Raw genomic sequence first — 15,048 nt, 5'->3', positions numbered from 1 at the left:
GGATCAGCCTCCGACTGTTGAGTCCTGAGATGAAAAAGAGCACCGACAATCTGCGATACCTGTCGACCAAGACGGCATGGATGTCCTTTGTCGCGGGCCAGACGCAGTCGCAGATCGCCCGCGAGCTTGAGATGTCGCAGTCCAAGGTACACCGGTTGATCAACCATGCGCTGGAACAGGGCTATGTCACCATCCGGATCGAAGGTGGCTCGGACGAGTTGCTGGCACTTGAAAACCGTCTGAAACAGAGTTTCGGCCTGACCCGCTGCACGGTTGCCTCCGCGGGCATGTCGGGGCGCGACGATGCTGAGGCACTGTTGCAAAGCGTCGGCGAAGCTGCCGGGGAATATCTTGTCCAATTGCTGGAGAAAAAGACAGTCACCCAGATCGGTGTCGGTATGGGCGAGACCATGAGTGCTGCCGTGGCTGCGATGCCCGAGCTGGATCGCAGCGACCTGAAAATCGTCTCAATCACTGGCAGCCTGCTGCGCAAGCTCTCTGCCAACCCGCTTGATGTGGTGATGCGGATGCAGCGCAAAACGGCGGGCGAGGCCTATTTCCTGCCGGTGCCCTATCTGGCCTCGTCGGTCGAGGAACGCGAAAGCTTCCAGTCTTACCAGAGCGTACAGGAATTGATGGAATTGGCGCGCAAATCCGACATCTTCGTGGTGGGCATCGGCTCGATCGACGCCGAAAGCAATCTGGCCCGCACGCAAGGCATCAGCGACCGGGAATTGCAGGACCTGCGCGATGCAGACGTGGTCGGCGATATCGCGGGCAGCTTCTATGACATCCATGGCCGCATCGTCGAAACCGAGCTGGGCCGCAAGACCGTGGGTATGCGCGGCGAGGAATTGGCCGGTCGCCGCGTCCTCGGCATGGCCGCCGGTCTGCGCAAGACACAAGCGGTGCTGGGCCTGCTGCGCGCCGGGCTGGTGAGTGAGATCGTGCTGGACGAACACCTCGCCCGCGCGGTGCTGTCCGAGGCCCCCGTCAATTTCGGAGCGACCCAATGACCCGCACTTTACTTGTCGTGATGGATTCCGTCGGCATCGGCGGCGCGCCAGATGCCGAGGCGTTTGGCGATGCAGGTTCCAACACTGTTGGCCATATCCTCGACGCGCGGGGTGCAACCGGGCTGAACGTTCCGAACCTCTCCGGAATGGGGCTTTACAAGGCACTGGCGCACTCCAGCAATAATGCATGGACTGACGCGGTACCCCGCACGGGCGCGATCTGGGCCGTGGGCCGCGAAACGGGCAAAGGCAAGGACACGCCCTCGGGTCATTGGGAGATCACCGGTCTGCCGGTCACGACCCCGCCGCATGTCTTCGAGGCGTTGGATGACTCCTTCCCTCCTGAATTGCTGGATGCGATGATCACAAAAGGCAGCTTGCCCGGCATCCTCGGCAACAAACATGCCTCCGGCGTTCCGATCATGCGCGACTTGGGCGAAGAACATATGCGCAGTGGCAAGCCCATTGTTTACACCTCTGCTGATTCCGTCCTGCAAATCGCCGCGCATGAGGACAGCTTTGGCCTCGACCGCCTCTACGATCTTTGCCGCATTGCGCGCGAGATTTGCGACGCCTACCGCGTGGGCCGGATCATCGCGCGGCCTTTCGTCGGCAATACGGCGGAGGATTTCAAACGCACTGGAAACCGCCGAGATTTCACCATGCCGCCCCATGCGGACACAATCCTCGACACATTGACCGCTGCCGGGCGGCAGGTGCTGGCCATGGGCAAGATCGGTGACATCTATGCCGGGCGCGGCATCAGTGAGATCCGCAAGACCCACGGCAACATGGCCCTGTTCGATCTGACCTTGGAGGCGATGGACGACCTGCAAGAGGGCGGGCTGCTGTTTGCCAATTTCGTCGATTTCGACACCGAGTTCGGCCATGCCCGCGACCCGCTGGGATATGCGCAAGCGCTGGAAGACTTCGACGCCCGCCTGCCCGAGCTGTTCTCCAAAATGGCGCCCGACGATCTGCTCATCATCACCGCTGATCACGGCAACGACCCCACTTGGTCCGGCACCGATCACACCCGCGAACAGGTGCCAATTCTGATCAAATCGAATACGCTGGCCCCCGCCGCCCTGGGCATCCGCCCCTTCGCCGATATCGGTGCCACCATCTCCGATTACCTCGGCGTACCCGGCACCCCGCACGGCACCAGCATCCTGCCCCTGCTAGGAGAGAAACAGTGACTGTTTCCACAAAAGACATCACCCAAACGGCGGATCAATTGCCCGTCGCTGCCCACCCCGCGCGGTTCCCGCGCAATCCCGGCATTCCGCTCGACCTCGACTGGGTGTCCTCGGTTCAGGTCAATACATCGGCGGTGGAACGCCGCGCCGGCAGCCTCGGCGCGCGGCGCAGCGTCAAGAAGGACTATCAGGCCGCCTGGCTCTTGCGCGCAATCACGCTGATGGATCTGACCACGCTCAACGGCGATGATACGCGTGGCAAGGTGCGCCGCCTTTGCGCCAAGGCCAAACGCCCGTTGCGCCGGGATCTGATTGAGGCTTTGGGCGTCGAAGACCTGAACATCACCACCGGCGCGGTCTGCGTCTATCACGAGATGATCGAAACGGCGGTCGAAGCGTTGGAAGGCAGCGGCATTCCCGTCGCCGCCGTGTCCACCGGTTTCCCCGATGCGCTCAGCCCCTTCCACCTGCGGGTCAAGGAGATCGAGGAATCGGTCAAGGCGGGGGCGTCGGAAATCGACATCGTTATCTCGCGCCGCCACGTGCTAACTGGCGATTGGCAGGCGCTTTATGACGAGATGCGCGCCTATCGCGAGGCCTGCGGCGAGGCGCATGTGAAGGCGATCATCTCGACCGGCAACCTGGGCAGCCTGCGCAATGTCGCCCGCGCCAGCCATGTCTGCATGATGGCAGGGGCCGATTTCATCAAGACCTCCACCGGTAAGGAAAGCGTTAACGCAACGCTCCCCGTCAGCCTGACCATGGTCCGTACCACCCGCGAATATGAGGCGCGCACGGGCTTTAAGATTGGCTTCAAGCCCGCGGGCGGGATTTCAAAGGCCAAGGACGCGCTGGTCTATATGTCGCTGATGAAGGAAGAGCGCGGCAATGACTGGCTGGAACCCGATCTGTTCCGCTTCGGTGCCTCCAGTCTCTTGGGCGATATCGAACGCCAACTCGAACATTTCGTAACGGGCCGCTACTCGGCCACGTTCCGTCACGGCATCAGCTAGGATGACTGACATGACAGTTTCAGAGATTTTCAAAACCATGGAATACGGCACCGCCCCCGAAAGCGCCGCTGAGGCGAAGGCGTGGCTTGACCGCCATGACAGCACGTTTGGCCTGTTCATCGGCGGCGGTTTCACCAAGCCCGGCGAGGACAGGTTCGACAGCATGAACCCCGCCAATGGCGAGACGATTGCGTCATTGACCGAAGCCACATCCAAGGACGTGGACGCCGCTGTCAAAGCCGCCGCAAAGGCGCAGAAACACTGGGCCGCGCTTGGCGGGGCAGGGCGCGCGCGGCATCTCTATGCGCTGGCACGGTTGATCCAGAAACACGCGCGTTTGTTTGCCGTGCTGGAAAGCCTCGACAATGGCAAACCAATCCGCGAAAGCCGCGATGCCGATATACCGCTCGCCGCCCGCCATTTCTACCACCATGCGGGCTGGGCACAGCTTATGGAACGCGAGATGGCGGGTTATGAGCCCATCGGTGTCGCCGGACAGGTGATCCCTTGGAACTTTCCCTTCCTGATGCTGGCGTGGAAAATCGCGCCCGCGCTGGCCATGGGCAACACAGTGGTGCTGAAGCCTGCCGAATACACCTCGCTCACTGCCCTCTTGTTTGCCGATATCTGCATCGAGGCGGGGCTGCCCGAGGGCGTCGTCAACATAGTCACCGGCCATGGCCCGGTCGGTGCAATGATCGCCGAACATGCGGACGTGGCCAAAGTGGCCTTCACCGGCTCCACCCGCGTAGGCCGCAACCTACGCGAACAGACCGCGGGCACAGGCAAGAAGCTGACGCTGGAACTGGGCGGCAAATCGCCTTTCATCGTGTTTGACGACGCCGATATCGACAGCGCCATCGAAGGGATCGTTGATGCGATCTGGTTCAATCAGGGACAGGTCTGCTGCGCCGGTTCGCGCCTGCTGGTTCAGGAGAGCATTGCCGAACGGTTCCATGACCGGCTGCGTCAACGCATGCGGACCCTGCGCGTCGGCGACCCGCTGGACAAATCGATCGACCTCGGTTGCATCGTCGACCCGGTGCAGCATCAGCGCATCTCCGAGATGGTGGCGCTTGGGGTCGATGAGGGCGCGGATATGTTTCGCGAAGAAACCTCACTGCCCGAGAACGGCTGCTACTATCCGCCGACTCTGCTGATCGGGGTCGAGGCGGGCGACACGCTGGCGCAGGAGGAAATCTTTGGACCCGTATTGGTCTCGATGAATTTTCGCACGCCCGCGGAGGCGGTGCAGCTGGCCAATAACAGCCGCTATGGGTTGGCAGCGAGTGTCTGGACCGAGAATATCAACCTCGCGCTTGGTGTCGCACCGCAGATCAAGGCGGGGGTCATCTGGATTAACTGCACCAATCAGTTTGACGCCGCCGCAGGCTTTGGCGGCTACCGTGAGAGCGGATTCGGGCGCGAAGGCGGGCGTGAGGGGCTTTATGAATACGTCAAGCCGAGCTACCTCAAGTCACTCAAGGACGCCGCGCCGGTTACGCCCCACTCGCTGACAGAAGGTGGCGGCGAAGGCATCGACCGCACCGCCAAGATGTATATCGGCGGCAAACAGGCCCGGCCCGATAGCGGCTATAGCCAACCCATCGCCACGCCCAAGGGCAAGCTGATCAGCCATGTGGGCATCGGCAACCGCAAGGACATCCGCAACGCGGTTGAGGCCGCCACGGCGGCCTCGGGCGGCTGGGCCAAAGCCTCGGGCCACAACAAGGCGCAGATTCTTTATTATATCGGCGAGAATCTCGCTGCGCGGCGCGGCGAATTCGAGACTCGGCTGCGCGAAATGACCGGTGTCTCTTCAAAGGTGGCCGCAGGCGAGGTCGAAGCCGCGATCAACCGGTTCTTCACTTATGCCGCCTGGGCCGACAAATATGACGGGCAGGTGCATTCGGTGCCCCTGCGTGGCGTGACAGTTGCCATGAAGGAACCGGTTGGAGTGATGGGCATCGCCTGCCCGGATGAAGCGCCACTATTGGGCTTCGTCTCGCTGGTCGCGCCGGCGATTGCCATGGGGAACACCGTGGTCGCGGTGCCATCGCAGGCGCATCCGCTTTCGGCCACCGATCTCTATCAGGTTTTTGACACTTCCGACCTGCCGGGCGGGGTGGTGAACATCGTGACCGGTCCGAGGGACGAGCTGACCAAGACGCTCGCTGATCACTATGGCGTCGACGGAGTCTGGTATCACGGCACGCAGGACGGCTCGGCCATGGTCGAGCGCGCAGCGGCAGCGAACCTGAAACGCACCTGGGTGAATTACGGCAAGGCCATCGACTGGACCGACCCTGCGCAGAGCGAGGGCGAGGAATACCTGCGCCACGCCACCGAAGTGAAAAACGTCTGGATACCATACGGCGAATGAGTTCGGATCCGATTGCCCCTTTCGGAACCTTGCCAGATGGTCGGCAAGTTCAGAACGTAACCATCGCCCGTGACGGGCTACGGGCGCGGGTGCTGACCTATGGGGCGACGCTGCAGGACTTGCGGCTGGACGGGGTGGCGTATCCATTGGTTCTGGGTTGGCCTGGCTTGGACGGCTACCTGCAAAGTCGGGGCTATTTCGGGGCCATTGTCGGTCGCTTTGCCAACCGGATCGCGCAGGGGCGGTTTCGCGCAGGCGGGCGCTGGCATCAGGCGGATCGGAACTTCCTGGAACGTCATACGCTGCATGGCGGCAGCCAGGGCAGCGACAAGATGCTCTGGTCATTGGAAGCACAGGCCGAAGATGCGGTGACTCTGCGTCTTGAGATGCCCAATGGCCATATGGGCTTTCCCGGCGCTTTGTCGGTTGCGGTTACCTATGCGATCCGGCCCGGTCCGATGCTCGAAATTATGATCGAGGCGCAGTCCGATCAGGAAACACCCTGCAGTTTCGCGCCTCATAACTATTTCATTCTTGATGATAGCGGCAGCATCCGGGATCATCATCTGGAGATTTTCGCAGATCACTATCTGCCGGTTGATAACGATCTGATCCCCACGGGCGTCCAGCACCCCGTCACGGGAACCGCATTTGATTTCCGCCAACTCCGCGCGGTTGGAGAACACCCTTTCGATCATAACCTCTGTCTGTCTTCCGAACGGGTGGCTGTGCGTCAGGTTGGGCGGCTAATATCGTCGGATGGATCGCTGGGCATGAGCATCCGCACAACCGAACCGGGTCTGCAAACCTACACGAACAGCCAGTTTAACGAGCCGGATCGCGCCGGTCTGCAGGGCAGGCCGTATCAACGGTATAGCGGTATCGCGCTGGAGCCGCAGGTCTGGCCGGATGCGATGAACCAGGAGGGGTTTCCAGAGGCAATGTTGACCTCGGATATAGTGTATCGCAGCAAAAGCCAGTTCAGTTTTCAGAACCTTATCTGATTTCATGGCCGCAAAAGAAACAATATCATTGACTTTTTGCTACATATTAATTAACATGATAACCACATAAATCGGAGAGCCTGCGATGCCGCACCTGTCGATTGAATATTCCGCAAATCTGGAGGATAGCGTCGATATCTCGGCGCTCTGTGCCTGCCTTCGACAAGCCGCGGCGGGCATAGAGGCGTTTCCTCTGGCAGGGTTGCGAGTGCGCGCGCTGCGTGCCGATCACTATGCCATAGCTGACGGTGATCCCAAGCACAGCTTTGTCGATATCTCAGTCCGGTTGCGGGCAGGTCGCCCGATGGAGATACGCAAGGCGGCGGCAGATGTGCTATTCCGCGCGGCTGAGGAGTTTCTCAGACCCTACATGGCTCAGCATTCGCTGGCCTTGTCGTTGGAGATGCGGGACATTGACCCCGATCTCTCGCCCAAGACGGGCACGATCCGGGACCATCTGGGGGGACCATCATGAATGCGTTGCAACAGAATATCGAAAAGCTGAGCGGTTTTCTGGCGCGGTTTCGCGAAGGTGGCATACGGCACCGCATCGCCGGGCAGGACCGGGGTGGAGCGGCTGGCGTGTTCACAACAATCTCTCCGGTGGACCGGAGCGTAATCTGCGACGTGGCGCGCGGTGATGTGGCCGATATTGATGCAGCGGCTCAGGCGGCGGCAGGGGCATTTGCCGATTGGCGCGATATGCCAGCAGTCGAACGGCGCAAAATCCTGCTAAACGTGGCGGCGGGGATCGAGGCGCGTGCCGAAGAGATCGCGCTGTGTGAGTGTTGGGACACCGGTCAGGCGCTGCGATTCATGTCCAAGGCGGCGCTGAGGGGCGCTGAGAATTTCCGCTATTTCGCTGATCGGGTGGTGCAGGCGCGTGACGGCCAGCACCTGAAATCGCCGACGCTGATGAATATCACCACGCGCGTACCGATCGGCCCGGTCGGGGTAATCACGCCCTGGAACACGCCCTTCATGCTGAGCACGTGGAAGATCGCGCCCGCGCTCGCGGCGGGATGCACGGTGGTGCACAAACCGGCCGAGGCCAGCCCGCTCACTGCGCGGCTGCTCGTCGAGATTGCCGAAGAGGCCGGGCTGCCGCCGGGCGTGTTGAACATGGTGAACGGTTTTGGCGAGGATGCAGGCCGCGCGCTCTGCGAGCATCCGCTGATCCGCGCGATCGCCTTTGTGGGCGAAAGCCGCACCGGCAGCCTGATCACCAAACAGGGGGCGGATACGCTAAAGCGCAACCATCTGGAGCTGGGCGGCAAGAACCCGGTGATCGTCTTTGATGATGCCGATCTGGACCGGGCACTGGATGCGGTGATCTTCATGATCTATTCGATCAATGGCGAACGCTGCACCTCCTCCTCGCGCCTGTTGGTGCAGGACACGATCCGCGAAGAGTTCGAAGCAAAGCTCATCGAGCGGGTGAACCGGATCAGGGTCGGCCATCCGCTGGAGCCCGAGACCGAGATCGGCCCGCTGATCAGCGAAGAGCATTTCAACAAGGTCACGTCTTATTTCGACATTGCGCGGCAGGATGGTGCAACCGTTGCTGCCGGGGGTGAGACGGTCGGGGACGAGGGCTACTTCGTTCGGCCTACGCTCTTTACCGGGGCACGCAATGATATGCGGATCGCGCGTGAAGAAATCTTCGGCCCCGTCCTGACCTCGATCCCATTTGCGACCGAGGATGAGGCGCTCGCCCTTGCCAATGACACGCCCTACGGTTTGACCGGCTATGTCTGGACCAATGACCTGACCCGCGCCCTGCGCTTTACCGACCGGCTGGAGGCGGGGATGATCTGGGTGAACTCGGAGAATGTCCGCCACCTGCCGACGCCCTTCGGCGGTGTGAAATCCAGCGGGATCGGGCGCGATGGCGGCGACTGGTCCTTTGAGTTCTACATGGAACAGAAACATATCGGCTTCGCCACAGGGGCCCATAAAATCCCCCGTCTGGGTGCGTAAAGGAGAGACCTCATGCCCGTTCCCGCCCCCAACCTCTACCCCGCCTTCAACACGATCCGGCTCAGCCATGTGTGCCTGAATGTCAGCGATCTGGCTGCCTCGCGCGCCTTCTACGTGGATATGTTCGGGCTGCAGGTCACGGCTGAAAACGAAAGCCACATCTACCTGCGTGCACTTGAGGAACGCGGGCATCACTCGGTGATCCTGCAGAAATCCGACCAGCCGGGCACGGTTGAGGTGATGGGGTTCAAGACCTTTGACGAAGAAGATCTGGACCACGCCGACGCCTATTTCCGCGCCAAGGGTCGGCCGACGGAATGGGTGCAGCGCCCTTACCAAGGGCGCACGCTGTTGACCTCGGACAATATGGGCATACCGCTGGAGTTCTATCACGAGATGGACCGGCTTAAGCCCATCCATCAGGAATATGGGCGGTATCACGGGGTGCGACCGCTGCGGATCGACCATTTTAACTGTTTTTCCACCAATGTGGATGACAGCGTGGCGTTTTACAGCGATTTCGGGTTCCGGGTGACGGAGTACACCGAGGATGAAGACACCAGCCGCCTATGGGCCGCGTGGTTGCACCGCAAGGGTGGGGTGCATGACATGGCCTTCACAAACGGGCGCGGTCCGCGCATGCATCACGTGGCCTTCTGGGTCGCCAACCCGTTGCATATCATCGACCTGCTCGATGTGATGGCCACCACCGGCTATGTCGGTAATATCGAGCGCGGGCCGGGGCGGCACGGGATTTCGAATGCGTTTTTCCTCTACATCCTCGACCCGGACGGGCATCGGATCGAGATCTATAGCTCCGACTATCAGACCGTTGATCCCGATCATGAGCCGATAAAATGGGACCTCAAGGACCCGCAGCGGCAGACCCTCTGGGGTGCGCCCGCGCCGCGCAGCTGGTTTGAGCATGGGACCTCTTTTGTTGGGGTTCCGGTAAACGACCCGGAACTGGACGCCAGCCCCATCATCGCGCCGTGAGGGCAGATATGGATTGGGATGACTTCGCACATTGGGGCAAGCATATCTCGGACTGGGCCGCCGAGTATCACAAGACACTGCGCAACCGACCCGTGCGCGCGCAGACCGCGCCCGGCGAGATCGCTGCGCAATTGCCCACCGCGCCGCCAGAAGACAGTGAAGCGATGGATGCCATCATGGCGGATTTCGAGCGGATCGTGATGCCCGGCATCACCCATTGGCAACATCCCCGCTTCTTTGCCTATTTCCCCGCCAATGCCGCGCCGCCGTCGATGCTGGCGGATATGCTAGTCTCGACCCTGGCGGTGCAATGTATGCTGTGGCAGACCTCGCCCGCCGCGACCGAGGTCGAGGGCGTCATGGTTGGCTGGCTGCGCCAGGCGCTTGGATTGGATGCGGGTTATAGCGGGGTCATTCAGGACAGCGCGTCGTCTGCGACGCTATCCGCCGTACTGACCATGCGTGAACGCGCCACCGGCTGGCGCGGCAATCGTGCGGGGTTGTCGGGGCAGGGGCAGCTGCGAATCTATTGCTCGGATCAGGTGCATTCCTCGATCGACCGGGCTTGTTGGGTGGCAGGGATCGGGCAGGACAATCTGGTCAAGATCGGCACCACCGGGCCGCGCTATGGCGTTGATGTGGAGGCGCTGAAACAGGCCATCGCCGCTGACCGTGCGGCGGGGCATATCCCGGCGGGGATCATCGCGGTGACTGGCGCGACCGGGATAGGCGCAAGTGACACGCTGGGGCCGGTGCTGCGGGTGGCCCGTGACGAGGACCTCTATACCCATCTCGACGCCGCCTGGGCCGGGGCGGCGATGATCTGCCCGGAGTTCCGCGCAGATTTCTGGGCCGATGTGGATGGGTTCGACAGCATCGTCTTCAACCCACATAAATGGCTGGGCGCGCAGTTCGATTGTTCCGTCCAGTTCCTGCGTGATCCGCAAGCGCAGTTGAACACGCTGAAGATCGAGCCGGAATACCTGAAAACCTCGGGCGCCGAGGTCACCAATTACTCGGAATGGACGATCCCTTTGGGGCGTCGGTTCCGGGCGCTGAAGATCTGGTTCCTGCTGCGCGCTTATGGCGTCGAGGGGCTGCGCGCCCGTATCCGCAATCATGTTGCATGGGCCGGTGAGATTTGTGAGAAAATTCGAGTGCTTGACGGGTTCGAGATCGTGACCGAGCCGATCCTGAGCCTGTTTTCCTTCCGCTGCCCTGGTAACGATGCGACACAGCAAAAGCTGGTGGACGCGCTCAACGATGATGGGCGTATCTACCTCACGCAAGGCATGCATGAGGGACGCAAAATCATCCGGTTTCAGGTTGGCCAGTTCGACTGCACGCGTGAGGATGTGATGATGGCGGCGGATGTCATCGACGAGGTCTGGAAGGAGATCGCATGAGATTTGCCACCTATTCCGCCAAGGGCGAGACCTATTATGGCGCGGTGACAGGTGCGGGCGTGATCGCGCTCAGTCCGCTATTCCCTCAATGGCCAACCCTGCGCGACGTGATCGCGGGGCAGGGTCTGCCCGCGCTGGCCGAGGTAGCGCGCGGTGGGTCGGTCAGCCATAAGAATGTCACCTACCAGATTCCGGTGCCGAACCCCGGCAAGATCATCTGCGTGGGAGTTAATTTTCCCGACCGCAATGCCGAATACAAGGATGGCAGCGCGCAGCCGAAATACATGTCGCTTTTCCCGCGCTTCGCGTCCTCTTTCACCGGGCATGACCAGCCGCTGATCCGTCCGCCCGAGAACCATACCCTGGACTACGAGGGAGAGGTGGCGGTGGTGATCGGCAAAGGGGGCCGCCGGATCGCGGCGCAGGACGCCTATGAACACATCGCGGCGCTGACGCTTTGTAATGAAGGAACCATCCGCGACTGGGTGCGGCATGCCAAATTCAACGTCACGCAAGGCAAGAACTGGGACCGCTCAGGCGCAATCGGGCCGTGGCTGGTGCCCTTCACCGACCCGGCACAGCTTGACGAGGCATGCCTTGTCACGCGGGTGAATGGTGAGGTGCGGCAGGAGGATACGCTTGACCGGATGATGTTCCCGATCCGCGAAGAGATCGCCTATATCTCGACCTTCACCACGCTGGAGCCCGGCGACATCATCATCACCGGCACCCCCACCGGCGCCGGCGCGCGGTTCGACCCGCCGCGCTATCTGGTGCCGGGTGATGTGGTGGAGGTTGAGGTCGAGGGGATCGGCATCCTGCGCAACGGGGTGGAGGACGAGGTATGACGCCCGAAGATCATGCGCAGGCGGCGTCTGACCTGGTGCGCGCCGAAGCGACCGGCCAGCAGATCGGTCTGCTGAGCCTGCGCTATCCGGAGATGGATATGGATGACGCTTATGCGGTGCAGACCGCACTGATGGCGCATAAGCTGGCGCAGGGCCGCCGGGTGATCGGGTGGAAGATCGGGCTGACCTCGAAAGCGATGCAATCGGCGCTGAAGATTGACATCCCAGATAGCGGCATTCTGTTTGACGATATGGCGTTCGAGACCGGGGCAACCCTGCCGCAGGGCCGCTTTATCCAGCCCCGGATCGAGACAGAGATTGCCTTTGTGATGAAATCCCCTCTGGGCGGGGATGTAACGGCGGAGGATGTTCGGGCTGCGACCGACTATGTTTGCCCCGCCATTGAAATCCTCGACACAAGAATTCTGCGCGCTGACCCGAAGAGTGGCCGGGCACGCAATGTGTTTGACACGATCAGCGACAACGCTGCCAATGCCGGTGTGGTGCTGGGCGCCGAACGCCATAGCGTCGATGATTTCGACCTGCGCTGGGTCGGTGCGCTAACCTTCCGCGATGATGAGATCGAAGAGACCGGGCTGGGCGCAGGCGTGCTGAACGATCCGATGGAAAGCGTGGTCTGGCTGGCGCGCCGCATGGCGCAATATGGCCAGAAAATCGAACCGGGGCAGATCATCCTGTCGGGCAGCTTCATCCGACCCATCGAATGCCCGCCCGGCACGCGCATCCATGCCGATTTCGGCCCCTTCGGGTCGGTCTCGGTAAATTTCGCCTGACAACTCAGGGCTGCCAGGGATGCGCGCGGCCTTTCTCGACCAGCCGTACATTCAGGTCTCGCGCTTCGGGCGCACCGACTTCCAGAGCAAAAACAAAAGCATGGGTCAGGTAAAAGCAGGCGGCATCCAGATCGCCGCCTGCTTCGCTCTGATCCGCCGCTTGCGTATAGAGTTGCACCAGCGCCGCCTTGTCTCCCTCGCCGTGGGCTCGCAGCAAGAGTTGATCCAGTGCGGCGTCACTCACGGCGTGGTCCGTCGCTCCGCGACCTGACTTGCCACCCAATGATGGAAATTATGCGTTGGCCCGTCCATCACCGGCGAGAATCGTCCACCATCAAACAACATGCCGTGGCGACCTCGCTGCATGCCCTCGACGACAAAAACATCCTCTTCGAACACGCCGCGCCATTGCTGCGCATTGGCCTCGCGCAGCGCCTCTAGTTCGGGCGTGTCCTTGCTGGACTGGGCATAATAAAGTTCCACATGCTCGACCGTTCGCTCACAGCCGACCGGTTCCAGTACGATTGCGAAGGTATGGTCGCGCTGCACGCCCAGCAGCACATTTGGATAGACCGCGATATATTCCGCGCCCTCGTCCCATTTGTCGCTAAGCCCGGCAAAATCGGGAAAGACCGCCTCATCCTCGCCCTTGAGCTGCCGGTAGACCAGCGTGCCCTGGCCGGAATAGGCACCGCGTTTCTCGATGTTGTAGTGATCCTCCAGCCGGGAATAGCTGTTGAGGCCGGGATGCACCCAGGGCAGGTGGTAGCTTTCGCAGTAATTTTCGACCGCGAGCTTCCAGTTGGTGGCAACCTCAAGCTTGAACGAGGACGTGCCGCCGCCCGCATGCAAGGGTTGATCAAACTCGGACCAGCGGTTCAGCAGATCGGCATGGGCGACCTCGAAATCGGGGGCGCTGCCGTCAATATTGACGAAGATCACATCCTGCCAGACATGGGACCGGATGCGGACCAGTCCCAACTCGTCCAGCTTCACATCCTCATGCCGGTTCTGGCCCGGCCCGCCCACATGCGGCGTGGCGCGCAGACGGCCTTTCAGGTCGTAACACCAGCTATGATAGGGGCAGCGGATCGCGCCGGTGATCTTTTTGGGGGCATCGACCAGGATCATGCCCCGGTGGCGGCAGGTGTTCTGGAACACGCCGACCTCGCCGTCCTTGTCGCGCACCAGCAGCAGCGGCATGCCGAGAAAATCGATAGGTTTCGCATCGCCGGTTTCCGGGATGTCCTTGCCAAATCCCACCCCTGACCAGTTCGCGAACAACACGGCGGTGCGCTCTTCGGCAAAGACCTCGGGATTGGTGTAATGCGCGTTGGGCAGGCCGTTGGCGGTGTTCACCGATGCCATGACCGGGGCGAGCTGTGTCGGTTTGTTCATCTGGCGTCCTCCGCAAGTGGGTGTCGGAGCGGAATTGAACGCGGTTTGGCGAGTTCCCGCAACCTCAGAAAAGTTGCGCTTGAGGTGAATTCAGATCATGCGAGCTTGAGCGGATTTCCCGGATGATCCAGTCGCGCAGCTGTATAGCGCTGGCCGACAGATCGGCATCGGGCTTGCCGTGGATGTAAAACCGGTGCGGCGCGCGCAGCATATGCGGTGTGATCGCCACAAGGGCGCCACTGGCCAGAAGCGGTGCGATCAGGCGCTCCCATCCCAGCGCCAGCCCGGCACCATCCTGCGCGGCCTGCAGCGCGATGGCGTAGTTGTTCACCCGTATGCCGGGAGTGATCGGTCCGTCATGGCCCAATTGCCGAAACCAGTCACCCCATTCGGTCCAGGTGGAATGGTCGGAGGTCATGTGGATCAGCCGCTGACTGGCCAGCGTCGCGAGGTCCGCCCCGTGAAGTGATGCGGCCAATTCCGGCTGCGCCACCGGCACCAGCCGGTCACGATAAAGGACGGTGCGGTCCACCTCGGAATGGCGATAGGGACCATACCAGATGAACAGATCGAGGTCAGCCGGATTGGCAAAGGGTCGATCCCGCACGATCTGGTTCACGTTGATATCCGGGTGCTCGCGCCAGAACCGCAGAACCGCCTGCGACAGCCACAGCGTCGCCACGGCAGACGTCGAGCCGATGGTGACCACCTTGTCCTCGGACTGCTCGCGCAGCGCCTGAAGGCTCTGCGACATGCGGCTGAACCCGGTCGACAGGCCTTGGAACAGATCGCGCCCCGCCTCGGTCAGTTCTACCCCGCGATGGCGCCGCTCAAACAGCGCGAGACCCAGGTCCCGCTCAAGCGCCTTGATCTGATGGCTGACAGCCCCCGGCGTGACCGATAACTCCTGCGCCGCGTCTTTGAAACTCTGATGCCTTGCAGCGGCCTCAAAGGCCGAGAGCGTGGCGAAGGGGGGCAGGTTGTAATGGCGTCGTGACATGTCTGGGCGCA

At 61.6% G+C, this 15,048-nt stretch carries 14 protein-coding genes; 11 read left to right on the top strand and 3 right to left on the bottom strand.

The features are described from left to right. Positions 1-29 precede the first annotated feature (29 nt). From AB1E34_RS08155 to hpaH, 11 genes are all read left to right on the top strand, one after another. Positions 30-1,016: a sugar-binding transcriptional regulator gene (locus AB1E34_RS08155; RefSeq protein ID WP_372571839.1), complete on the top strand. Its 987-nt coding sequence runs from the start codon at positions 30-32 to the stop codon at positions 1,014-1,016. Continuing rightward, complete coding sequence (locus AB1E34_RS08150) at positions 1,013-2,215, top strand: phosphopentomutase (protein WP_372571838.1); 1,203 nt, start codon at positions 1,013-1,015, stop codon at positions 2,213-2,215. The genes AB1E34_RS08155 and AB1E34_RS08150 overlap by 4 nt, the downstream gene beginning before the upstream one ends. A 17-nt stretch (positions 2,216-2,232) precedes the next feature. Continuing rightward, a complete protein-coding gene (gene deoC / locus AB1E34_RS08145; RefSeq protein ID WP_372571964.1) occupies positions 2,233-3,228 on the top strand; it encodes a deoxyribose-phosphate aldolase in 996 nt (331 codons plus the stop codon). 10 nt (positions 3,229-3,238) lie between these two features. Next, complete coding sequence (locus AB1E34_RS08140; RefSeq protein WP_372571837.1) at positions 3,239-5,611, top strand: aldehyde dehydrogenase family protein; 2,373 nt, start codon at positions 3,239-3,241, stop codon at positions 5,609-5,611. Next, entirely contained in the window at positions 5,608-6,615 is a 1,008-nt protein-coding gene (locus AB1E34_RS08135; RefSeq protein ID WP_372571836.1) for an aldose epimerase family protein, read from the top strand. The genes AB1E34_RS08140 and AB1E34_RS08135 overlap by 4 nt, the downstream gene beginning before the upstream one ends. A gap of 85 nt (positions 6,616-6,700) precedes the next feature. Further along, a complete protein-coding gene (locus AB1E34_RS08130; protein WP_372571835.1) occupies positions 6,701-7,090 on the top strand; it encodes a 5-carboxymethyl-2-hydroxymuconate Delta-isomerase in 390 nt (129 codons plus the stop codon). Beyond that, entirely contained in the window at positions 7,087-8,595 is a 1,509-nt protein-coding gene (gene hpaE, locus AB1E34_RS08125; protein WP_372571834.1) for a 5-carboxymethyl-2-hydroxymuconate semialdehyde dehydrogenase, read from the top strand. Before AB1E34_RS08130 ends, hpaE begins: the two co-directional genes overlap by 4 nt. 12 nt (positions 8,596-8,607) lie before the next feature. Continuing rightward, entirely contained in the window at positions 8,608-9,591 is a 984-nt protein-coding gene (gene hpaD / locus AB1E34_RS08120; RefSeq protein WP_372571833.1) for a 3,4-dihydroxyphenylacetate 2,3-dioxygenase, read from the top strand. Positions 9,592-9,599: 8 nt separating this feature from the next. Beyond that, entirely contained in the window at positions 9,600-10,997 is a 1,398-nt protein-coding gene (locus AB1E34_RS08115) for a pyridoxal phosphate-dependent decarboxylase family protein (protein WP_372571832.1), read from the top strand. Continuing rightward, positions 10,994-11,845 (top strand): fumarylacetoacetate hydrolase family protein, encoded by an 852-nt coding sequence (locus tag AB1E34_RS08110; protein WP_372571831.1) that lies wholly within the window; start codon positions 10,994-10,996, stop codon positions 11,843-11,845. Before AB1E34_RS08115 ends, AB1E34_RS08110 begins: the two co-directional genes overlap by 4 nt. After that, positions 11,842-12,639 (top strand): 2-oxo-hept-4-ene-1,7-dioate hydratase, encoded by a 798-nt coding sequence (hpaH, locus tag AB1E34_RS08105; RefSeq protein ID WP_372571830.1) that lies wholly within the window; start codon positions 11,842-11,844, stop codon positions 12,637-12,639. The genes AB1E34_RS08110 and hpaH overlap by 4 nt, the downstream gene beginning before the upstream one ends. A gap of 4 nt (positions 12,640-12,643) precedes the next feature. Here the strand turns inward: hpaH and AB1E34_RS08100 are convergent, their stop codons facing one another. The 3 genes from AB1E34_RS08100 to AB1E34_RS08090 all read right to left on the bottom strand — a co-directional run bounded on the left by AB1E34_RS08100 (position 12,644) and on the right by AB1E34_RS08090 (position 15,037). Next, entirely contained in the window at positions 12,644-12,883 is a 240-nt protein-coding gene (locus AB1E34_RS08100; RefSeq protein WP_372571829.1) for a hypothetical protein, read from the bottom strand. Continuing rightward, positions 12,880-14,037 carry an aromatic ring-hydroxylating oxygenase subunit alpha gene (locus AB1E34_RS08095; protein ID WP_372571828.1) on the bottom strand — a complete coding sequence of 386 codons (1,158 nt, stop codon included), beginning with the start codon at positions 14,035-14,037 and terminating at the stop codon, positions 12,880-12,882. The genes AB1E34_RS08100 and AB1E34_RS08095 overlap by 4 nt, the downstream gene beginning before the upstream one ends. Positions 14,038-14,101: 64 nt before the next feature. Next, the gene (locus AB1E34_RS08090; protein WP_372571827.1) at positions 14,102-15,037 is read right to left on the bottom strand and encodes a LysR substrate-binding domain-containing protein; all 936 of its coding nucleotides are present in this window, start codon (positions 15,035-15,037) and stop codon (positions 14,102-14,104) included. Between the last annotated feature and the right edge of the window lie 11 nt (positions 15,038-15,048).

The organism is Ruegeria jejuensis, assembly GCF_041537905.1.
Lineage (GTDB): Bacteria > Pseudomonadota > Alphaproteobacteria > Rhodobacterales > Rhodobacteraceae > Ruegeria_C.
This window is presented reverse-complemented; position numbering and strand designations above follow the sequence as displayed.